General features: G+C 70.8%; 18 protein-coding genes. 10 read left to right on the top strand and 8 right to left on the bottom strand.

The window, feature by feature from the left end:
* Window positions 1-1,627 precede the first annotated feature (1,627 nt).
* From Dfulv_RS17755 to Dfulv_RS17730, 6 genes are all read left to right on the top strand, one after another.
* Entirely contained in the window at window positions 1,628-2,836 is a 1,209-nt protein-coding gene (locus tag Dfulv_RS17755) for a sensor histidine kinase (protein WP_259864483.1), read from the top strand.
* A 65-nt stretch (window positions 2,837-2,901) separates the two neighbouring features.
* Window positions 2,902-3,507, top strand: coding sequence for a response regulator transcription factor (locus Dfulv_RS17750; RefSeq protein WP_319805839.1), 606 nt, complete (start codon window positions 2,902-2,904; stop codon window positions 3,505-3,507).
* 107 nt (window positions 3,508-3,614) lie between these two features.
* Complete coding sequence (locus tag Dfulv_RS17745) at window positions 3,615-4,373, top strand: ABC transporter ATP-binding protein (RefSeq protein WP_259864477.1); 759 nt, start codon at window positions 3,615-3,617, stop codon at window positions 4,371-4,373.
* Window positions 4,374-4,376: 3 nt separating this feature from the next.
* Entirely contained in the window at window positions 4,377-6,923 is a 2,547-nt protein-coding gene (locus Dfulv_RS17740) for an ABC transporter permease (protein WP_259864474.1), read from the top strand.
* A gap of 219 nt (window positions 6,924-7,142) precedes the next feature.
* Entirely contained in the window at window positions 7,143-7,901 is a 759-nt protein-coding gene (locus Dfulv_RS17735) for an ABC transporter ATP-binding protein (protein ID WP_259864471.1), read from the top strand.
* 3 nt (window positions 7,902-7,904) lie between these two features.
* Complete coding sequence (locus tag Dfulv_RS17730; RefSeq protein ID WP_259864465.1) at window positions 7,905-10,454, top strand: ABC transporter permease; 2,550 nt, start codon at window positions 7,905-7,907, stop codon at window positions 10,452-10,454.
* Between the two features lie 97 nt (window positions 10,455-10,551).
* Here Dfulv_RS17730 and Dfulv_RS17725 read toward each other — a convergent pair whose 3' ends face one another.
* The 6 genes from Dfulv_RS17725 to Dfulv_RS17700 form a co-directional block, all read right to left on the bottom strand.
* Window positions 10,552-11,343 (bottom strand): ABC transporter permease, encoded by a 792-nt coding sequence (locus Dfulv_RS17725; RefSeq protein ID WP_259864464.1) that lies wholly within the window; start codon window positions 11,341-11,343, stop codon window positions 10,552-10,554.
* The gene (locus tag Dfulv_RS17720; protein WP_259864461.1) at window positions 11,340-12,308 is read right to left on the bottom strand and encodes an ATP-binding cassette domain-containing protein; all 969 of its coding nucleotides are present in this window, start codon (window positions 12,306-12,308) and stop codon (window positions 11,340-11,342) included. Before Dfulv_RS17720 ends, Dfulv_RS17725 begins: the two co-directional genes overlap by 4 nt.
* 34 nt (window positions 12,309-12,342) lie before the next feature.
* Complete coding sequence (locus tag Dfulv_RS17715; RefSeq protein ID WP_259864459.1) at window positions 12,343-13,191, bottom strand: DUF4097 family beta strand repeat-containing protein; 849 nt, start codon at window positions 13,189-13,191, stop codon at window positions 12,343-12,345.
* A gap of 77 nt (window positions 13,192-13,268) precedes the next feature.
* Complete coding sequence (locus Dfulv_RS17710) at window positions 13,269-13,784, bottom strand: type II toxin-antitoxin system HicB family antitoxin (protein WP_259864456.1); 516 nt, start codon at window positions 13,782-13,784, stop codon at window positions 13,269-13,271.
* Window positions 13,785-13,919: 135 nt separating this feature from the next.
* The gene (locus tag Dfulv_RS17705) at window positions 13,920-15,170 is read right to left on the bottom strand and encodes a cytochrome P450 (RefSeq protein WP_259864455.1); all 1,251 of its coding nucleotides are present in this window, start codon (window positions 15,168-15,170) and stop codon (window positions 13,920-13,922) included.
* Between the two features lie 41 nt (window positions 15,171-15,211).
* Complete coding sequence (locus Dfulv_RS17700) at window positions 15,212-16,819, bottom strand: FAD-dependent oxidoreductase (protein WP_259864452.1); 1,608 nt, start codon at window positions 16,817-16,819, stop codon at window positions 15,212-15,214.
* Between the two features lie 153 nt (window positions 16,820-16,972).
* Here Dfulv_RS17700 and Dfulv_RS17695 point away from each other — a divergent pair, with 153 nt between their 5' ends.
* The 3 genes from Dfulv_RS17695 to Dfulv_RS17685 all read left to right on the top strand — a co-directional run bounded on the left by Dfulv_RS17695 (window position 16,973) and on the right by Dfulv_RS17685 (window position 18,657).
* Entirely contained in the window at window positions 16,973-17,275 is a 303-nt protein-coding gene (locus Dfulv_RS17695; RefSeq protein WP_259864451.1) for a hypothetical protein, read from the top strand.
* Window positions 17,276-17,301: 26 nt separating this feature from the next.
* Window positions 17,302-18,159 carry a hypothetical protein gene (locus Dfulv_RS17690; RefSeq protein ID WP_259864450.1) on the top strand — a complete coding sequence of 286 codons (858 nt, stop codon included), beginning with the start codon at window positions 17,302-17,304 and terminating at the stop codon, window positions 18,157-18,159.
* A gap of 111 nt (window positions 18,160-18,270) precedes the next feature.
* Window positions 18,271-18,657 carry a VOC family protein gene (locus Dfulv_RS17685; protein WP_259864447.1) on the top strand — a complete coding sequence of 129 codons (387 nt, stop codon included), beginning with the start codon at window positions 18,271-18,273 and terminating at the stop codon, window positions 18,655-18,657.
* Window positions 18,658-18,682: 25 nt separating this feature from the next.
* Here Dfulv_RS17685 and Dfulv_RS17680 read toward each other — a convergent pair whose 3' ends face one another.
* Window positions 18,683-19,321 carry an HAD family hydrolase gene (locus Dfulv_RS17680; RefSeq protein WP_259867714.1) on the bottom strand — a complete coding sequence of 213 codons (639 nt, stop codon included), beginning with the start codon at window positions 19,319-19,321 and terminating at the stop codon, window positions 18,683-18,685.
* 97 nt (window positions 19,322-19,418) lie between these two features.
* Here Dfulv_RS17680 and Dfulv_RS17675 point away from each other — a divergent pair, with 97 nt between their 5' ends.
* Window positions 19,419-20,369, top strand: coding sequence for an NAD-dependent epimerase/dehydratase family protein (locus Dfulv_RS17675; protein WP_259864446.1), 951 nt, complete (start codon window positions 19,419-19,421; stop codon window positions 20,367-20,369).
* Here Dfulv_RS17675 and Dfulv_RS17670 read toward each other — a convergent pair.
* Window positions 20,341-21,306: a ketopantoate reductase family protein gene (locus Dfulv_RS17670; RefSeq protein ID WP_259864445.1), complete on the bottom strand. Its 966-nt coding sequence runs from the start codon at window positions 21,304-21,306 to the stop codon at window positions 20,341-20,343. The two genes, Dfulv_RS17675 and Dfulv_RS17670, sit on opposite strands and share 29 nt — an antisense overlap.
* Window positions 21,307-21,405 lie beyond the last annotated feature (99 nt).

Raw genomic sequence — 21,405 nt, 5'->3', positions numbered from 1 at the left:
AGTGGCCGCCAGCCCGAGCAGGCACCCGGGCCAAGCAGGCACGCGGGCCAAGTGGGCCGGCCGCCCCCGCTGGGGCCGAGGAGGCACACAGGCCGAGTGGCCGGCTGCCCCGTGGACTGGGAAGGCACGCGGGGCGAGGCGAGACGCTGCGCTCTGCCCGTGGCTCGCAGGCCCGCCGCCGCAGGCCAGGTGGCCGGCTGCCTGCGGGCCGGGTGCAGCGCAGGTCGTTCGGTGCAACAGCAGGAGTGCCGGCTCACCGTCACGCAGGCTGGTTGGCGACGCTTTCATGATCACGGACGTTTCAATGGGTTCTGGCCCATCGAAACGTCCGTGATCATGAAAATCGCGTCGAAGCACGGGCAAAGCCGATGCGCGAAGCCGACGCCAAAGCCGAGCCGGCAGCGCTGACCGCGTCGTGTGGGCCAGGCCAGCCACCAAGCCCAGCCACCAGCCCAACCCAGCCACCCAGCTCAGCCGAGCACCCAGCCCACCCCACCCCAGCCCAGCCGCCAGCCCAGCCCACCCAGCCCTCCAGTTCAGCCGAGCCAGCCCAGCCCCAGCCACCCAGCCCAGCCCCACCCAGCCAGCCGAACCAACTCAGCCGAGCCGAGCCAGCCCAGCCACCCAGCCCAGCCAGCACAGCCACCCAGCCCAGCCAGCACAGCCACCCAGCCCAGCCGAGCCAGCACAGCCGAGCCGGGCCAACCCAGCCGACCGGCGAATCCCCGGGAACTGTGTTCCCAAGGGCGGGCCGCCGGCAGCGCACGCACCGGGTTGGGGTGGCCCGACTCGGCGTGCTCACACGGGAACGCCGTCGTCTCCAGAACCGGCGATCTGTACGCCGGTCACCCGAGCAGCTCGGGATCGTGGAGCATCTTCGGGGTCCAGGGCCCGAGAAAAACTCCGTGATCTGTGAAGGACTTTGTCAAGCGGTGCCGGGCCGCGCACCCAGCCGTGCCCTCGCGGTGCCGGGCCGCGGAGCCGGGCTGCGGCGTCCGCGGCCCGTCGTGCGGGGCGTCCGTGCTCCGTGCCTGGCCCGAGCTGCTTGATCATCGGAAACATCTGGCTGCCCAGGAGCCTGTTGCGTCATTCGCTGGGACAGCGTTGGCGGCCCAACTACGCGCCGATCTTGGAGTTGTGGCGCCATGAACCTCCGAATTTGTCCGGATTTGTCAAGGACCACAACTCCAAGATCGGCGAGGTTGACGGGGTTGACGCGCGAGGGATCCGAATTGCGCGACAGGCTCCCAGGCAACCCGAAGTTTCCCTTGATCTACGAACCACAGCCGCACCAGCCAGCCGCACTCAACCACCGCGCTCATGTTCGCGATCACCGACCGCGGCGGCTGGGGCCGGCCGGGTGGTGCGGCCGGCCTCCGCGGCAGCTGCGATCGACACGGCGGTCTTGGGCGAATGCTGCGACCCGGGACGAGCTGCCGGCGACCCGCCTAGCCGGCGACCCCGCGACTCGTTCGCGGTGTTGTCTGGGTCGTCCTTGAGCACGAGAGGCGGGTCCGACTCGCGGAGGAGCGCACGCTCCGCCGCGGGCAGCGTCATCCTTGAGCAGTAGGCGGATGTCCGGCTCGGCGACGAATCTGTGGGCGTTCGCACCCGTTACGGTCATGATGTGCGTGCGCTTGAACGGGTCCTCGGGCGCCAGGCTTCACCCCTGGCCAAGGACATCCTGCTCGCGGTCGGGCTGGCCGTCCTCAGTGCCGGGCTGACGGTCATCGGGCAGGACGCCTTCGGCACGCAGAACCTGCCCGTCCAGCTTGCCTTCGACACGCTCGGCATGGTCGCCGTCGCCCTGCGGCGCAAGTGGATGTGGTTCGCCGTCTGGGTCACCGTCGTGCACACGGTCCTGCCGTTTGTCATCGGGCCGCCGATGATGAACGGCGGGCTCGGCATCATCGTCATGACGTATACCGTGGCCGCCTACCTGCCGCTGCGCCCGGCGCTGACGGCGGCCTCGCTGATCTGGGCGCCCGGCATCGCGCTGGCGGTGCTGCTCGGGCGCACCGGGGAGTCGCCGTTCGTCCTCGAGCCGCAGCTCTTCCTGGTGTTCAACACGATGAGCGCGCTGGTCTGCTTCACCGTGGGGCGGACCGTGGCGACCCGCCGAGCGTACATCGCCGCACTTGAGGACCGGGCGCGAACCGCCGAGACCAGCCAGCGGGCGCTCACCGAGAAGGCCGTGGCCGAGGAGCGCCGGCGGATCGCGCGCGAGCTGCACGACGTCGTCGCGCACCATGTGAGCGTGATGGGGGTGCTGGCGACCGGCTCGCGGCGGATGCTCGGTCGGGATCCGGCCGCGGCCGACGAGGCGCTCGCCACCATCGAGGAGACCGGGCGCACGGCGCTGCGGGAGATGCGGCGGCTGCTCACGGTGCTGCGCACCGACACCGAGCCGGCGGGTGAGCTGGCGCCGCAGCCGGGGCTGGCGGGCGTCGAGGGGCTCGTGGAGCAGATCCGCGAGGCGGGGCTGTCCGCGGTGCTCAAGGTGGAGGGCGAGCCGGCGCCGCTGGACCCGGGTGTGTCGCTGACGCTGTACCGGATCGTGCAGGAGGCGCTGACAAATGCGCTGAAGCACGCGGGGGCGGCGAGTGTGGAGGTCAGGCTCGTGTTCACCCGCATCGACGTGGTCGTCGAGATCTGCGACACCGGCCGGGGGCCGCAGCTGGGCACGGCGGCGATCGGGCACGGGCTGCTCGGCATGCGGGAGCGGGTCATGCTCTACGGCGGGACACTGCGTACGGGCCCCCGGCCCGGGGGCGGCTACCGTGTGCACGCGAGAATACCCCTGGAAACGGTCTCAGAGAGGCAGTTGGCGAGTTGACCGAGGCACGTCCCATCCGGCTCCTGCTCGCCGACGACCAGCCGTTGCTGCGCACCGGGTTCCGCATGGTGCTCGGCGGCGAGCCCGACCTCGACATCGTGGCCGAGGCCGGCGACGGCGTCGAGGCGGTGGAGCTCGCCCGGCGGTTGCTGCCCGACGTGGTGCTCATGGACATCCGCATGCCCCGCATGGACGGGGTGGCGGCGACGCGGGCGATCGTCGAGGCCAAGCTGCCCGTACGAGTCCTGATCCTGACCACGTTCGACCTGGACGAATACGTGGTCGGTGCGCTGCGGGCCGGTGCCAGCGGGTTCCTGGCCAAGGACGTGCCGGCCGACGACCTGGTCACCGCGATCCGGACGGTGGCGGCCGGTGAGGCCGTCGTGGCGCCCCGGATCCTCAAGCGGCTGCTGGACAAGTTCGCCGATGCGCTGCCCGACCCCGACGCGTCCCCGCCGCGGGATCTGCGGGTGCTGACCGACCGGGAACGTGAGGTACTGGTACAGCTCGCGAAGGGGCTGTCCAACGCCGAGATCGCCCGGGCGCTGTCGGTGAGCGAGACGACGGTCAAGACACACGTCGGTCACGTGCTGACGAAGCTGGGTCTCCGCGACCGGGTGCAGGCGGTCGTCCTCGCGTACGAGACGGGCCTGGTCCGCCCGGGGTCCTGACTCCTCCCCAGGGAGTAGCCCGGTTTCCCGCCACCGAACGAGGGACCGCGTGCGCACACCCCGTAGCGTGAGATGGTCAAGAGGACCACATCCGAGGGGGACGAGGCGTGACCACGACAGTCACGACCGGGCAGGCGGTCGCCGCCCGCGCGGTTGACGTGTGGAAGGTGTACGGCAGTGGCGAGGCCCAGGTCATCGCGCTGCACGGGGTGAGCGTCGAGCTCGAGCGCGGTCACTTCACCGCGATCATGGGCCCGTCCGGGTCCGGCAAGTCGACGTTGATGCACACGCTCGCCGGGCTGGACTCGGTGACCCGGGGTGACGTCTTCATCGGCGACACCAAGCTCACAGGGATGTCCGACGGGGATCTGACCAACCTGCGACGGACGAAGGTCGGCTTCATCTTCCAGCAGTTCAACCTGCTGCCGACGCTGACCGCCGAGGAGAACATCCTGCTGCCGCTGTCCATCGCCGGCCGCAAGCCCGACAAAGCGTGGTACGACACGGTCATCACGACCGTCGGGTTGAAGGACCGGCTCGGGCACCGCCCCAGCCAGCTCTCCGGCGGCCAGCAGCAACGCGTCGCCTGCGCCCGCGCGCTGGTGTCCCGGCCCGAGGTCATCTTCGCCGACGAACCCACCGGCAACCTCGACTCGCGCTCCGGCGCCGAGGTCCTGTCGTTCCTGCGCAACTCGGTGCGGGAGTTCGGCCAGACGATCGTCATGGTGACCCACGACCCCAACGCGGCCTCGTATTCGGACCGGGTCATCTTCCTCGCCGACGGCCAGATCGTCGACGAGCTGCGGGAGCCGACCGCGGACGCGGTGCTGGACAAGCTCAAGGGCCTGGACAAGGCGGGCGAGTAGACGATGCTGCGCGCGACCCTGAAGAGCCTGCTGGCGCGCAAGCTCCGGCTGACGCTCTCGACGCTCGCCGTCGTGCTGTCCGTGATGTTCGTGTCGGGCTCGCTGGTGCTCACCGACACGCTGGGCCGCACGTTCGACAACCTGTTCGCCAACATCTACACGTATACCGACGTGCAGGTCTCGGCGAAGTCGCAGGTGGCACAGCAGGGCGGGGACGGCACGCTGCCGTTCCCGGCCGCCACGGTCGACGAGGTGGCCAAGGTCGACGGTGTGGCGAAGGCGACCGGCCAGGTCTTCCTCAACGGCGCCGTCCCGATCGGCAAGAACGGCAAGGTGGTGGCCAACCAGACCGGCCAGCAGTTCGGCGCGAACTGGACCGGCGAGGACGACCTCGTGAAGCTGGCGGGGGGCAAGGCGCCCGCGGCGGACAACGAGATCGTCGTCAACCGGGGCCTGGCGAAGACGGCCAAGGTCAAGGTCGGCGACTCGATGGACGTCATCACGCGCGACAAGCAGCGCAAGACGTACACGATCGTCGGCGAGATGCAGTACGCCGGCGGCCGCGACTCGATGGCCGGCGAGAGCGCGATCTTCTTCACCACCCCGGTGGCGCAGAAGTTGATGCTCGGCGCCGAGGACCAGTTCAACGTCATCGACGTGAAGGCCGCGCCGGGCGTCACCGACGAGAAGCTGCGTGACAACGTCAAGGCGCAGCTCGGCGACGCGTTCGTGGTGCAGACCGGCAAGGAGCTGTCGGAGGAGTCCAGCAAGGCCATCAAGGGCTTCCTGAACTACTTCAACTACGTCCTGCTGGGCTTCGGCGCGGTGGCGCTGCTGGTCGGCGTCTTCCTGATCCTCAACACGTTCTCGATCATCGTCGCGCAGCGCACGCAGGAGCTGGCGCTGTTGCGGGCGATGGGCGCGAGCCGGGGCCAGGTGCTGCGCTCGGTGCTGCTGGAGGCCCTGCTCATCGGGGTCGTCGGCTCGGTGTTCGGCTTCGTCGTCGGCCTCGGGCTGGGCGCGCTCGGCGCGTACCTCTTCGTCGGGCTCGCCGACGGCGCCGAGGTGGCCGGGCTGGGCTTCCCGATCTCGGCGATCGTCGCCTCGTTCGCGATCGGCATCCTGGTGACGATGGTCGCCGCGCTGATGCCGGCACTCAAGGCGGCCCGGGTGGCGCCGATCGCGGCGATGCGGGAGTCCGCGGCGACCGACCGGCCGCTGACCAAGCTGACGATCGCGGGCGGCGTCGTGACGGCGCTCGCGATCGGCTCCCTGACGTGGGGTCTGACGGGGGCCGGCGACGGGACGCTGGGGTTGGTGTTCGGCGGTGTGCTCGGGCTGCTGGTCGGGGTGGCGCTGCTGACCCCGGTGATCAGCAAGCCGCTGGTCGCGGCGCTCGGCTCGGTCTTCTCCTGGACGGTGCCGGGCCAGTTGGGCAGGCGTAACTCGTCCCGCAACCCGCGGCGCACGGCCATCACGGCCGGCGCGGTGATGATCGGCATCGCGATCGTCACGGCGATCAGCACGATCTTCTCGTCGCTGTCCACGGCGATCGGCGACACGCTGGACAAGGACCTCCAGGCCGACCTGGTGGTGCTGGGCCAGCAGACGTCCGAGATCCCGCCGGTCATCACGCCGGAGGAGCTCGAGGGCATCAAGGCGCTGCCGGGCGCCGGCACCGTGGCGGCGCTCACCGCCGACGCGGTGAAGGTCAACGGCGAGCAGAACTTCGTCCTGTCGTACGAGAACGTCGGCGCGGCCATGACGGTGCTGAAGCTCAAGGCCGAGGAGGGCCGCATCGACCGGCTCGACAGCGGCGAGTTCATCGTGGACAAGAAGACCGCCGAGAACCGCAAGCTGAAGCTGGGCGACACGATCACGGTCACGTTCGCCAAGACCGGTGACAAGACCCTCAAGCTCGTCGGCATCAGCGGCGAGTCGGCGATCGCCGGCGGCATCGTGGTCTCCTACGCCGACGCCACGACCGGGTTCTCGTTCCCCCAGCCGTGGCAGGCCTTCATCAGCGTGAAGGACGGCGCGTCCGTCAGTGCCACGAAGGACGCGGTGGCCTCGATCATCGAGAAGAATCCCGAGGTCAGTGTCTACACCAAGGACGAATTCGTCGAGACGAACCAGCAGGGCTTCGACGTCGCGCTGGTCGTGGTCCAGGTGCTGCTGCTCATCGCGCTGGCCATCTCGGTCCTCGGCGTCATCAACACGCTGCTGCTGTCGGTCATCGAACGCACCCGTGAGCTGGGCATGCTCCGCGCGGTCGGGCTGCGCAGACGGCAGACGTGGCTGATGGTGACGACCGAGTCGGTGGTGATCACGGTGTTCGGCACGGTGCTCGGCCTCGCCGTCGGCGCGGGCCTCGGCGCGGCGATCGTGACCGCGCTCAAGGAGGTCCTCGGTTTCGGTGCGGTCACCCTGCCGTGGGGGCTGATGGTGGTGTACTTCATCGCGTCGCTGTTCGTCGGCGCCGTGGCTGGGTTCATCCCGTCGATCCGGGCGGTGCGGCTCAACGTCCTCAACGCCATCGCATACGAATAGCACTCACGAAATGGGGCCGGTCGGGGTTTCCCCGACCGGCCCTTCGCCATTTCACGGCCCTTGCTGAGAATGCTGAGACCCACGGCATAAGGGTTGTCCCTGAGGCGGGCTAGGGGAGCCTCCCCCAGCGGAAAACCGGTGGTCAGGTCGCCCTGCGGGCGGACGAGACCGGGCCCCGCCGCCCCGACGATGAATGCACACCATTCACCAGGGGGAATCATGACTACATCGGTTGCGACGCGCACCGAGGTGGCCGCGCGGGCGGTCGACGTCTGGAAGGTCTACGGCACCGGCGAGGCGCGGGTCAACGCGCTCGGCGGCGTTTCCGTGGAGCTCGAGAAGGGCCGTTTCACCGCGATCATGGGCCCGTCCGGCTCGGGCAAGTCCACGCTCATGCACTGCCTCGCCGGCCTCGACGCCGTGACGCGGGGGCAGGTGTTCATCGGCGACACCCAGATCACCGACCTGTCCGACCGGGGGCTGACGAACCTGCGGCGGACGAAGGTCGGCTTCATCTTCCAGCAGTTCAACCTGCTGCCGACGCTGACCGCCGAGGAGAACATCCTGCTGCCGCTGTCCATCGCCGGCCGCAAGCCCGACAAAGCGTGGTACGACACGGTCATCACGACCGTCGGGTTGAAGGACCGGCTCGGGCACCGCCCCAGCCAGCTCTCCGGCGGCCAGCAGCAACGCGTCGCCTGCGCCCGCGCGCTGGTGTCCCGGCCCGAGGTCATCTTCGCCGACGAACCCACCGGCAACCTCGACTCGCGCTCCGGCGCCGAGGTCCTGTCGTTCCTGCGCAACTCGGTCCGCGACTTCGGCCAGACGATCGTCATGGTCACCCACGACCCCAACGCCGCCTCCTACGCCGACCGCGTGGTGTTCCTCGCCGACGGGCACATCGTCGACGAGCTCTACGCGCCGACCGCCGACGCGGTGCTCGACCGGCTCAAGCGGCTCGACAAGGTCGAGGCCTGACCGATGCTGAGAGCCACGATCAAGAGCCTGCTCTCCCGCAAGCTACGGCTCACCCTGTCGGCCCTCGCGGTCGTGCTCGGGGTGATGTTCGTGTCGGGGGCGTTCGTGCTCACCGACACGCTGGGCCGCTCCTTCGACAACCTGTTCAAGTCGGTTTTCGAGGGCACCGACGTGAGCGTCACCGCCAAGCCGAAGGTCGCCACCTCCGAGTTCGACGGACCGGAGGCCGCGACGAGCATCCCGGCCTCGGTCCTCGACAAGGTCAAGGCCGTGCCCGGGGTCGCGAGCGCCACCGGCATCGCGGCCGCCGACGGTGCGCGGGTCATCGGCAAGAACGGCAAGGTTGTCACCACGTTCGGCCCGCCGCGCATCGGGCAGAACTGGACCGGCACCAACGACCTGGTCCAGCTGCGCGAGGGCCGCGGCCCGGCCGCCGCCGACGAGATCGCGGTCAACATGACCACCGCGAAGGCCGCCGGGCTCAAGGTCGGCGACGAGGTCGGGGTCCTGACCCTCCAGCCGGGCAAGAAGACCTTCAAGCTGGTCGGCATCTTCGGGTACAGCGGCGACCGCGACTCACTCGGCGGAGCCCTCGAGGTGTCGTTCACCACCCCGGTCGCCCAGGAGCTGATGCTCGGCGCCAAGGACGTCTACAGCAGCATCGACGTGAAGGCGGCGCCCGGCGTCACCAACGAGAAGCTGCGCGACGACGTCACCGCGGCCCTCGGCGCCGACTACCTCGCGAAGACCGGCAAGCAGCTGCAGGAGGAGACGGTCGACGGCTTCAAGGAGGGCCTCGGCTTCTTCAACAACATCCTCGTCGGCTTCGCCGGGGTGGCGCTGTTCGTCGGCACGTTCCTCATCCTCAACACGTTCTCGATCATCGTGGCGCAGCGGACCCGCGAGCTGGCCCTGATGCGCGCGCTCGGCGGCAGCCGCGGCCAGACCCTCGGGTCGGTGCTCATCGAGGCGGTCGCGATCGGCCTGATCGCGTCGGTCCTGGGCCTGGCCGCCGGTATCGGCGTCGGTGTCCTGCTGGCCTGGGTGTTCGGCAACGTCAGCGGCGTGGCCCTGGCCGGCGTCGGGGTGCCGGCGACGGCGGTCATCAGCGCGTTCGTGGTGGGTCTGCTGGTGACGGTGGTGGCGGCGGTACTGCCGGCGCTGCGCGCGAGCCGCATCCCGCCGATCGCCGCGCTGCAGGAGGTGGCGACGCCGGACCGGCCGCTCACCAAGCTCACCGTCAGCGGCGCCCTGGTCGGCGCGGCCGGCGGCACGCTGCTGGGCCTGGGCCTGGCCGGCAAGGGCGGCGACAACACGCTGTGGCTCATCCTCGGCGGCGTGCTCGTCACCTTCATCGGCGTCGCGCTGCTCACCCCGCTGCTCGCCCGGCCCGTCGTGTCGCTGCTCGGCCGGTTGTTCTCCTGGTCGGTGCCGGGCAAGCTGGGCCGGCTCAACTCGGGCCGCAACCCGCGGCGCACCGCGATCACCGCGGCGGCGCTGATGGTCGGCCTGGCGCTCATCACCGGCGTCAACGTCATCCTCGCCTCGGCCAAGCAGAGCCTGAGCAGCCAGGCCGAGAAGGACGTGACGGTCGACCTGATCATCTCCGGCTACGGCGACAACACCGGCCCGGCCCGCTTCGACCCGAAGGTGCTGACCGAGACGGCGAAGCTGCCCGGTGTGGCGAGCGTCGCGAGCGAGTACTGGGACTACGCGAGCGTCAACGGTGAGAACCGCGGCGTGTCGGCGTCGCCCGACATCGCCGCCTACGCCGGGATGTTCAAGCTCACCGCCGCGTCGGGTGAGCTGCGGTGGACGGGGTCCGACCAGGCGGTCATCGACGTCCAGAGCGCGAAGGACCGCAACCTCAAGCTCGGCGACACGGTCGACATCCAGTTCACGCACGGCCAGGTCCACAAGATCAAGATCGTGGGGGTGTACAACAAGAGCGACGTCACCGGTGGCATGGTCGTCTCCGGCGACGTGGTGCAGGACTTCCGCAGTCCGCAGCCGTCCTGGGGCTTCGTGCGGGTGACCCCGGGCACCGCGGTCGCCGACGTGCAGCAGCAGGTCGACGCGCTGCTCGCGGACAACCCCGAGGTGTCGGTGGCCAACCGGGCCGAGTTCGTGGCGGCACAGTCGGCGCAGTTCGACCAGCTGCTCACGATGATCCAGGTCCTGCTGGCCCTCGCGATCCTCATCGCGGTCCTCGGCATCGTCAACACCCTCGCCCTGTCCGTGCTGGAGCGGACCCGGGAGCTGGGCCTGCTGCGGGCGATCGGCATGCGCCGCGCCCAGACGATGCGGATGGTCACCGTCGAGGCGGTCGTCATCTCGGTCTTCGGCGCGCTGCTCGGCCTGGGCGTCGGCACCGGCCTGGGCGCCTCGGTGGTCAAGGCCCTCAAGGACGAGGGCTTCACCCAGATGGCGTTCCCGTGGCAGCAGATGGCCACCTACCTGCTGCTGGCCGCCCTGATCGGCGTGGTGGCCGCGGTCCTGCCCTCGATCCGCGCCGCGCGGGTCAACGTCCTGCAGGCCATCGCCCACGACTAGATTCCCCCCGCACAAAGGTCCGGGCCCGTGGTGTCACACCACGGGCCCGGACCCCGTTAGGTCTCGGCGAAGAGGGCATCTCGCAGGTGCGTTTGATCTATCGGGTGGACTCGCGGGTGAACAGCTTCTTCGACCAGAGGTAGCCGCCGAGGGTGATGACGACGCACCAGCCGATGGCGATGACGGCGCTGTTCCCGATCGGAGTGCCCATCAGCAGGCCGCGGATGGTTTCGATGAGCGGGGTGAACGGCTGGTACTCGGCGAACCAGCGCAGCACGGTGGGCATCGAGTCGGTCGGGACGAACCCGCTGCCGAGGAACGGCAGCAGGATCAGTGGCATGCCGACGTTGCTCGACGACTCGACGGTCTTGCTGGCCAGACCGAGCGCGACCGACAGCCAGATGAAGGCGAAGGCCATCATCACCAGGACGCCGGCGAGGGCGATCCAGTCGCCGAGACCCGCCGTCGGCCGGAAGCCGATGAGCAGTGCGACGCCGGTGACCATCGCGATGCCGAGCATCGTCTGGACGAGGCTGCCGATGACGTGTCCCGTCAGGACGGAGACGCGGGCGATGGCCATGGTGCGGAACCGGTCGACGATGCCCTCGGTCATGTCCATGGCGACCGAGATGGCGGTGCCCTGAACCGCGGCGGTGATCGTCATCAGGATGATCGCGGGGGTGACGTAGTTGACGTACTCGGCCCGCCCGCCGGAGGGGCCGCCGATCCCGGCGCCGAGTGTGCCGCCGAAGACGTAGACGAACAGCAGCAGGAAGACGATCGGCATGCCGATGAGCGTCACCGTCATGGACGGGTAGCGCACCATTCGCTTGAGGTTGCGGCGCAGCATCGTCGCCGAGTCGGTCAGTGCGTACGACACAGTGCTCATCGCGTGGCCACCTTCTCGTTCTTGGGGTTGCCGGTGAGGGCGAGGAAGACGTCGTCGAGGTCGGGGGTGTGCACGCTGAGCGAGTCGACCTCGACGGCGTTGTCGTCGAGTCGGTCGAGCAGGGCTTTCAGCGCGCGGAGGCTGCCGTCGTGCGGCACCCGCAGGGCGAGCGCCTCGCTGTCGCGGGACGCCTGACCCGCGGCGCTGCCCACGGCACGGGCGGCGGACTCGAGGTCGCGCAGGTCGGTGAAGCGCAGCTGGACGTGGCCGCCGGGGATGCGGCGCTTGAGCTCGTCCGCGGTACCTTCGGCGACGATCTTGCCGTGGTCCAGTACCGCGATCCGGTCGGCGAGTTCGTCGGCCTCCTCCAGGTACTGCGTGGTAAGGAAGATGGTGACGCCACCCGCGACCAGCTCCCGCACGATCTGCCACATGCCACGACGGCTGCGCGGGTCCAGCCCGGTGGTCGGCTCATCGAGGAAGATCACCTGGGGCGTGCCGACCAGGGTCATCGCGAGGTCGAGCCGCCTGCGCATGCCGCCGGAATAGGTCGCGGCCGGTTGCTTCGCCGCGTCGACCAGGTCGAACTGGTCGAGCAGCTCGGCGACCCTGCGCCTGCCCGCCGACCGGCCCAGGTGGTGCAGATCGGCCATCAGGGTCAGGTTCTCCTGGCCGGTCAGCAGGTTGTCGACCGCGGAGAACTGGCCGGTGACGCCGATCGCGGCGCGGACCGCGTCGGGCTCGGCGGCCAGATCGTGGCCCGCGATTCGCACGCTACCCCCGTCGGCGCGGATCAGCGTTGACAAGATCTTGACCGTGGTGGTCTTGCCCGCTCCGTTCGCGCCGAGCAGCGAGAAGACGGTGCCCCGCGGGACGTTCAGGTCGATGCCGTCGAGCACGACGTGGTCGCCGAACGACCTGCGCAGTCCGGTCGCCGCGATCGCCGGCTGGGATGGCGTGGTCATGGGGTCCCCTTCGAGAGGTCTGGGAGAGGTCTGGTCAGGAACGGCGGACGGTGATGTCGCCGAAGGAGGTGTGCGCACGGACTTCGACGGTCTCCTCGGACTTCTCCGGTCCCTGGTCGATGTCGTCCAGCGCGTTGCGCACCCGCCCGTGCCCGGTTTGCAGGTCGAGCCACGCGGCGGTGCCCGCGGCGACACCGATCTCCAGGTCGCCGGCCGCGGTGTCCAGCGTGACCGAGTCGCGCGCGACCTTGCCGATACGAATGGTTCCGTTGGAGGTCTTGGCTTCCACGCCGGCATCGGCCCGGTCGACGGAGATGTCGCCGTTGGCCGCACGCACCCGCAGTTCGCCGGTGACGGTGCCGATGTCGGTGTTGCCGTTGGAGTTCTTGATGACCGCGGCTCCGCCGATCTCGCCGATGTGCACACGCCCGGTGCCGGTGGCGACCTCGGTGTTGCCGGCGATCGTGTCGACCGTGACGTGGCCGGCGGAGGTGTCCAGACGAAGCTGACCGGTCCGGTCGAGTCGGAAGTGCTCGACGGACGTCTTGAACCGGCACTCCCCCAGCACGCCGGTGCTGTGGACGTCCCCGACCGATACGTCACCGTGCACCGCCGAGCCGGTGGGAAGTTCGACGAGCACGGCGACCGACCTGGTCTTCTTGGAGAAGTCGAACATACGGGCCTTCGGCCCGCGCACGGTCAACGTGCCGTTGGCGAAATCGACGCGGGTCTGCTGCGCGGCCTTCACGTCGGAGTCGTCGGAGTCGTCGCTCGGCCGTACCTCGACGACGGTGTCGGTGCGGTCGCTCGCGATGAGCCGCACGTCGCCGACGGAGAGTTCGATCGTGACGGAGATCGGTGCCGGGGTGGCGAAAACAGGCATGGTTGTCCCCTCAAGATGAGTCGGAAGAACATCCCCGCTGGTAGGGGGCGTGAAAGGAACGTGGGGCCGGGCTCGGGTTAACGCGCCCAGCCGGTGTAGCGCTGCGCACTCGGCTTGCCGCGCCGGTCGGAGCCGTGGTCGCGCTCCGCGGCCCGCAGCGCGGTCGAGGCGGCCCGCACCAGCCACGCGTTGACCGACCGGCCCTCCTTGCCGGCCGCTTCCTCGACCGCGGCCTTGAGCTGTTCCGGGAGGCGGACGTTGATGCGCGCCGTGGCACCCTCCTCGAAGCCCATCGCGGCATCGTCGGCCGGCACCGCACCCCGGTCGGTGGTGTCTTCCCGCGGCTGCTCCACCCGGTGAGGTGTCACGACGAACTCCGGGTCACGGCCGCGCAGGCGAACCTGGACCGAACCGGGAGCCAGCTCCCTGGTGATCTCGTCGGCGGCGGCCGACAGCGCTTCGAGCAGGGCGAGCCGGATCGCCGACTCCATCGACACGGTCAACCGCTCGATCAACGCGGTGTCGTCACCACCGGTCTCCGCAGCCGTCAACAGCTCACGACCGAGAGAGGCCACATACGGGGTCAGGTCCATGGCACCACTATGGCACACAGCGGTGCCATGGACAACCCAAGTTGGCTCAACATGGCACCAGCTTGACTCAGAGTGGCACCAAGCTGGCGCCGGACTCACTTCAGGTCGACCAGCGTGCCGGCGGTGGCACAGGTGTCAGCGGACCGGTTCCGCCGCGGGGACGAGCCCGTCGAACGCGACCGGCAGATGGCGGGGCCCGCGCAGGACGGGGTTGGTGCGGTACGGCGGCGGGTCGTCGAGGAGGCGGGGGCGCTCCAGCCGGCGGGCGAGTTCGGCGAGGGCGACCTGGGCCTCCAGCCGGGCGAGCGGCGCGCCGAAGCAGTAGTGCACGCCGCCGCCGAAGCCGAGGTGTTCCAGGTGCTCCCGGTCGGGGTCGAACCGGTCCGGGTCGGTCACGTGGTCGGGGTCGCGGCTGCCGGCAGCCAGGACGAGCGTGATGGACGCGCCGCGCGGGACGGTGGTGCCGTCGAGGTCGATGTCGTCGAGGGCCACCCGGCTCGTCAGGAACTGGACCGGTGGTTCGTAGCGCAGGAGTTCCTCGACCACCGGGACGGAGAAGTCCGGCCGGTGCCGGAGCCGGTCCAGGCAGCCGGGGTGCCGCAGCAGGGTGAGGACGCCGTTGGCGATGAGGTTGACGGTCGTCTCGTGACCGGCGATGAGCAGCAGCGCGGCGTTGCTCATGATCTCCTCGAGCGACAGCCGCCCGTCCGGGTCGTCGTCGGTGACGAGCCCGGACAGCATGCCGTCGCCGGGGTGGCGCCGGTGGGCCTCGGCGAGTCCGGCAAGGTATCGGCCCAGTTCCGCGAAGACCTGCCGGCGCCGGTCGAACCGCTCGGCGAAGTCGCCGGTGGTGGGGTCGACGGTGTCGACGACGGCGGCGGCCCAGGCGTGGAAGCGCGGTTCGTCCTCGCGCGGCACGCCGAGCACGCGGCAGATCACCGTGACCGGGAACGGGTACGCGAAGTCGTCGACGATGTCGACCCGGTCGCGGCCGGCGAAGCCGTCGATCAGGTCGGTGACGACGGCGACGAGCTCGGGGACCATGCCGGCGATGCGGCGGGGGTTGTGCGGCGGCCCGAAGTGCCGGGTGAGGAGCCGCCGGACCCGGTCGTGCTCGGGCGGGTCGAGGGCGATGAAGCTGGACGGCAGCCCGGACACGCCGTCCCCGGGCTCGGTGGGCGGGCCGCCCGGCTCGGCGCGGTGGCGCGGGTCCGAGCTGACCCGGGGATCGTGCAGGAGTGCGACGATCTCCCGGTACGTGCTGACGACGTACGTGCCGTCGTCGGCCCGGCTGACCGGGGTCCGGCGCAGCTGCGCGTACAGCGGATAGGGGTCGGCGCGGTTGGCGTGGTCGAGGATCTGGCTGAAAACGCTGGCTGCTGCCATGCGGCGCCTCCCTGGCTCCTGGGTCTGCCGTCGCCGGGCGCTCAGACGCGCCCCTGGACCAGCCGCGCGCGCCGTTCGCTCGGGTCGTGGCCCGTGACCACGACCGTGGCCTCGCGGTTGCGGATCGGGTGGTCCGGGATCCGGGCGGGGACGGGCCTGCGCTCGTCGGACAGGTCGACGGTGCGGACGTCCGGCGGGAACGGCGCCGACCGTACGATCAGCTCCTCGTAGAACTGCAGCCATTTACCCTGGTCGAAGGCGACCGCCGCGACGATGCGGCCCCGGTGGCCGTAGGCGGCGACGAACCGGCGTTCGGCGACCGAACCCTGCGCGATGACGACCTCGTCGGCGAACGTGGGCACCCCGACAGACTTGATCTCGATGCCGAACTGGGTCGACCAGAACACGGGGACGGCCAGGTGCGGCCAGCGGTCGGTCTGGGCACTGACCATGTTGTGCGCCGCGATCTCGCCCTGGGCGACCGCGTTGCCCCAGTGTTCGAGCGCCAGGAACTCGAAGTCGTAGAGCGGATGCGGGAACCGGGCCACGTCCCCGGCCACGAAGACGTCGTCGGTGACCATGCCGTCGGCGGTGAAGGCGCGGCAGCCCGCGTCACAGCCGACGCCCCAGGCACCGGCCGCGAGACCGGAGTCGCGCAGCCATTCGACGTTGCGGACCCCGCCGAGCGCGGCGACCGCGACGTCGGCGTCGACCACGCCGCCGTCGGACAGCCGGGCGCGGCGCAGCCGGCCCTGGCCGTCGCCCTCCAGCGCCGTGACGGTGACGCCGCAGCGCAGGTCGACGCCGTGGTCGCGCTGCAGGTCGGCGGCGACCGCGCCGACCACCCCGCCCAGCGCACCGGCGAGGGGCGCCGGGCCGGCCTCGATCACGGTGACCGGCAGCCCGAGGTCGCGGCAGGCGGAGGCCACCTCGGAGCCGGTGAAGCCCGCGCCGATGACCAGCACCCGGTCCGGGCGTGTGGCGAGCCGCTGCCGCAGCCCGGCGGCGTCGTCGCGGGTGCGCAGCACGACAACACCGTCCAGCGCCGCCTCGGCCTCGTGCGGCCACGGGCGGGCCCGCACGCCGGTCGCGATCAGCAGCCGGTCGAAGGGGACCCGCCCGCCGTCGGCGAGGTGGACCTCCTTCGCGGCCAGATCCAGCGCGGTCGCGGCCACACCCAGCTTCCACCGCACGTCGAAGTCGCCGAGGTGGGGCAGCGCGGTCTGCTGCGCCGGCACCCAGCCGTCGAGGACCTGTTTGGACAGCGGCGGCCGGTCGTAGGGCCGGTGCGGCTCGTCCCCGATCATCGTCAGCGAGCCGGTGAAGCCCTCCCAGCGCAGTGCGGTCGCCGCCCGCAGGCCGGCCAGGGAGGCGCCGACGATCACGATGCGGCCGGTGTGCCGGAGGGCGTCGGCGTCCCTGCGCGGCGACGGTTTCGCGCGCGCCGGGGGTCGCGTGTGCACGCCCTCGACGCGCAGCGCCTGCACGGGACAGGCCGCGGCCGCCCGCAGCACCTGCTCCCGCTGCGTGTCGTCGGGCTCGGGGTCGTACCAGAGGGCCTCGTCCCCGCGCATCCGGAACACGTCCGGCGCGAGGAAGGCGCACTGCGCGTATCCCTGGCACCGGGTGAGGTCGACGACGAGTCTCATCACGCACCTCCTCACACCGACGAGCGCTCCCTTCCCATGGCGCTCCCCGGCAAACCGGGCGGCGCCCCGGCGCGAGGGGTGTGAACCACGCAGGGGCGGGTAGCGGTCGCGTGATCAGGCGCAGGGCGCCTGGAGTTCCACGGAAGGCACGCCATGACGACCGCAGCCGGGCACGAGCCGCTCACCGGCCACGACCACCAGCACAGCGACACCTGCGGCCACGCCAAGGTGCAGCACGGCGACCACTTCGACTTCCTGCACGACGGCGAGGCCCACCACGTCCACGAGGGCCACTACGACCGCTGCGGCATCGAGGGGCATGTCCAGGCGGAGAACCATCCCCACACCCACGGTGAGGGGTGCGGGCACGAGCAGATCAAACACGGCGACCACGTCGACTACCTGCACGGCATGCACCGCCACGCCGAGCACGCGGGCCACTACGACGAGCACTGACACCCCGCCCGAGTTAGCGTTGGCGGGTGGACGCGGCACTGGCCGGACGGGGGTACCTGGAGCATCTCACCGACGAGGATCTCCGGTTGCTGGCCAGATCCGTCGGCGCCGACCCGGTCCGCGCGCGGGAGCTGCGGGGCCGGCCGGCCGAGCTGGTCGAGCACTTCCGCGACCCGCGGCTGTTCCGCAGCGTGTTCGGGGGTGACCCGGCCGGGCTGGTCAACGTCTCGCCGTTCTTCGCGTTCCTGGTCGCGGTCGAGCAGGCGGCGCGGGAGATCTCCGGTGCCCGGTTCGTGACCGAGCGGGCCGCGCTGCGGCAGGTGGTGCCGGTGTTCGACGCGCCGCGGCTCGGGCAGTTCCTCGACGATCCGATGCTGCGGCTGTTCCTCGCGGAACTGCTCACGTCGTTCGTCCGGGTCGCCAGCGGCCGGTACTGGATCCGCACCGCACGGGGCCTGCGCTCGCAGCGGTTCAGCGAGCTCGACCCGGTCCGCCTGGCCGTCCTCGCCGAGCAGGCGCCGGCCGCCGCCAAACCCGGGGTGTACCGCCGGCTCGGCGACGTCTCGCTGTTCCTGACCGGTGTGTTCCCCGACTACACCCAGTTGCACGCGTTCGGGCCGGTGGACGCGGGGCGCCTGCTGCGGGCCGCCGGGCTGTCGGCGAAGGACACGGAGTGGATGGTGGCGCCCGCGATCGAGTTGCTGGAGCACCTCGGCCGGCGCTGGTACCGGCACGCCGTCGAACTCGCCCCGGTGACCACCGTCCAGCTGGAGGTGGTGGCACTGGTGGCGGAGCGGTTCCAGGACGTCCGGCGCATCCTCAACCATGTCACCGACCGGTACCTCGACCCGGCCGGCAACCCCTGGTTCGGTACATCCGGCTGACCGTCAGGGTGGCAGCGGCGTCAGGAACACCGCGCCGGCCTTCCCACCTTCCTTGACTTGCAAGTAGTGACTTGCCTATGGTGAGGTGGTGGCACCAGCCAGGAGCACGACATGAGAATCTCACTGACCAGCGTGTATGTCGATGATCAGGCCAAGGCTCTCGCCTTCTACACCGACATCCTCGGCTTCCGGAAACGCCACGACATCCCGGTCGGAAACGACTCCTGGCTCACGGTGGTCTCGCCCGAGGCGCCCGACGGCCCCCAACTGCTCCTCGAACCGGCCGGCCACCCGGCCGTGAAGCCCTACCGCGACGCCCTCGTCGCCGACGGCATCCCCCTGGCACAGTTCGCGGTCGACGACGTCAACGCCGAATACGAGCGGCTCCGCGCCGCCGGAGTCGAGTTCACCCAGCCACCGACCGACCTCGAAACCGTGACCGTGGCCATCTTCGACGACACCTGCGGCAACCTCATACAGATCATCGCGGAGAAGTAGGGGACAGCGGCGGCGAGCAGTGCCGCTATCCGACGAGTTTGTGCAGGTAGTCGACGTCGACGTCGAGCAGCGAGCCGACGAGCGTGACACCCTCCGCGTCGAGGTCGACCTCGCACGGGACGCCGAGGACGGCGCAGCCGGCGGCGCGGGCGCTGCGGACGCCGTTCGGCGAGTCCTCCACAGCCACGCAGCGGGCCGGGTCGGCGCCGACGAGGCGGGCGGCGGTGAGGTACGGCATCGGGTGGGGCTTGGTCTGGTCGACCTCGTCGCCGGCCACGACGGCGTCGAAGTTGTCGGCGCCGATGGTGACCAGGGCCACGTCGACGAGGTGCCGGTGGGTGGCGGTGACCAGCGCCAGCGGCACGTCCGCCGCCCGCAGCGACGCGAGAAGCTCCTTGGCGCCGGGACGCCAGACCAGGCCGCCGCGGAAGAGCTCCTTGACCCGCTCCTCCAGCCACACCACGCTGACGTCGGTCGCGTCCTTCGTCATCGGCAGGCCGAGGTCCTCGTGCAGGATGCGCATGGAGTCGGTCATGTTGGTGCCGACCATCGCCTTGCGCGCCGCCTCGGACAGCTCACCGCCGTAGTGGTCGGCGAGCAGGGTCAGGCCGACCGACCAGACCTTCTCGCTGTCGACGAGAGTTCCGTCCATGTCGAAGAGCACCGCCTGCATCGCCACACCAGGATCCTGCCAAGCGGCGGCGCGGAATCCAGGGTGTTCGTGCGCAAGCTCACGGCCCGGGCCCTGATAGCGTCGGGCGATGCGCGTAGTGGTAATCGGCGGCACCGGGCACATCGGCACCTTCCTCGTCCCGCGACTCGTCGCGGCGGGGCACGAGGTGGTCGTGGTGTCGCGGGCACAGCGGTCGCCGTACGTGGAGCACGGCGCGTGGCAGCAGGTCACCCGGGTCACCGCCGACCGCGGCGGCGACGAGCGGTTCGGTGCGCGGATCGCGGAGCTCGAGCCGGACGTCGTCGTCGACCTCATCTGCTTCGACCTGCCGAGCGCGCGGCAGATCACCGACGCGTTGCGCGGCCGGGTCCGGCACTTCCTGCACTGCGGCACGATCTGGGTCCACGGGCCGAGCACGGTCCTGCCGACGACGGAGGACCGGCCGCGGCGACCGATCGGCGACTATGGCATCGCCAAGGCCGCGATCGAGGCGTACCTCCTGAAGCAGGCCCAGCGGCACGGCTTCCCGGCCACGGTGATCCATCCCGGCCACATCACCGGCCCTGGATGGATGCCGGTCAATCCGGCCGGCAACTTCAACCCCGGCGTGTTCCAGCGGCTCGCCGACGGTGAGGTGCTGGTGCTGCCCAACCACGGCATGGAGACGGTGCAGCACGTCCACGCCGACGACGTCGCACAGGTCTTCCTCGCCGCGATGGCGAACCGTTCGGTGAGCGTCGGGGAGTCGTTCCACGCGGTGGCGGCGACGGCGCTCACGCTGCGCGGCTACGCCGAGGCCGTGGCCGGCTGGTTCGGCCGGCCGGCGCGGCTGGAGTTCCTGCCGTGGGAGCAGTGGCGGGCGGGCGCGGACGCGGAGGACGCCCGCATCACGTACGACCACATCGTGCACAGCCCGCACTGCGGCATCACGAAGGCACGGCGCCTGCTCGGTTTCGAGCCGCGTCACACCTCACTGGACGCGGTCCGCGAGGCGGTGGACCACCTGGTCCTCACCGGCCGGATCCGTCCCCGGCCGTAACGGCGCGCAGGAACTCCTCCGGGGTCATGACGGCCGGGCCGGCGCCGGTCGCGGCGGCCTCGACGACCAGGCGGCGGGCGGTCTCGTTGGCCGGGGCCGGCACGCCGTGGAGCCGGCCGAGCAGCACGATCTCACCGTTGAGGTAGTCGGCCTCGACGGTGCCGGTGCCGCGGGCGAGGCTCTGCCACGACGAGCCGCCGGCCCGGTCGAGCCGCAGCTGGAGGATGTCACCGCGGCGGGCGGCGTCCTCCTCGGCGGAGGCGAAGTCGATGCCGGCCTTGCGCAGTACGGCCTCGCCCTCGGCGCGCAGCGGGCGGACCGCCTCGTCGAGGCCGTCGACGAGGCCGCAGAGCGCCTCGACGGCGTTGCCGAGGTTCATGAGCAGCTTCGCGTACTTCCACCGCATGATGTCGGGGCGCGGCTCGCTGTGGAAACCGGCCTTGCGCAGACCCTCGGAGAGCGCGAGCGCGGTGTCGTCGAGCCCGTGCGGGAAGCGGCCGAGGTCGAGAATGCCCGGGACGGGGGCGCACTGCGCGACCACGACCCCCGGCGCGAGGTGGCTCGACGGGAGCATGACGCACACCCCGTAGACCTGCGAGAATCGCCGCAGGGCCGCCGTCTCGTTGGCGACGCCGTTCTGCAGGCACACGACCGGCAGCGCCGGGTCCGGCAGCCGGCGCAGCGCCTCCTCGGTGTCCATGCCCTTCATCCCGAGGACGACGACGTCGCCGGGCCGCCAGTCGACCTCGCCGGGATCGGCGAACGCGGGGATCCGGTGGACCGTGTCACCGTCGGGCTGGCGCAGCGTCAGCCCCTGCTCGCGGATCGCCGCGAGGTGGGCACCGCGGGCGATGACCGCCACCTCCTGCCCCGCCCCGGCGAGCCGCCCCGCCACCACACCACCGACCGCACCGGCCCCGTAGATCACCCATCGCACGCCTCGACGGTACCCGGCTACTGTGCCGGTGTTGACAGCGCGCCGGCGGTCGCGCGGGACGTGGTCCGGCGGCTGGGGCTGACCGCCGAGGAGGGCTCG

The organism is Dactylosporangium fulvum (assembly GCF_025137375.1).
GTDB classification, from domain to species: Bacteria; Actinomycetota; Actinomycetes; order Mycobacteriales; family Micromonosporaceae; genus Dactylosporangium; species Dactylosporangium fulvum.
The sequence above is the reverse complement of the archived record's forward strand: the minus strand, read 5'-3'. Positions and strand labels throughout refer to the sequence as shown.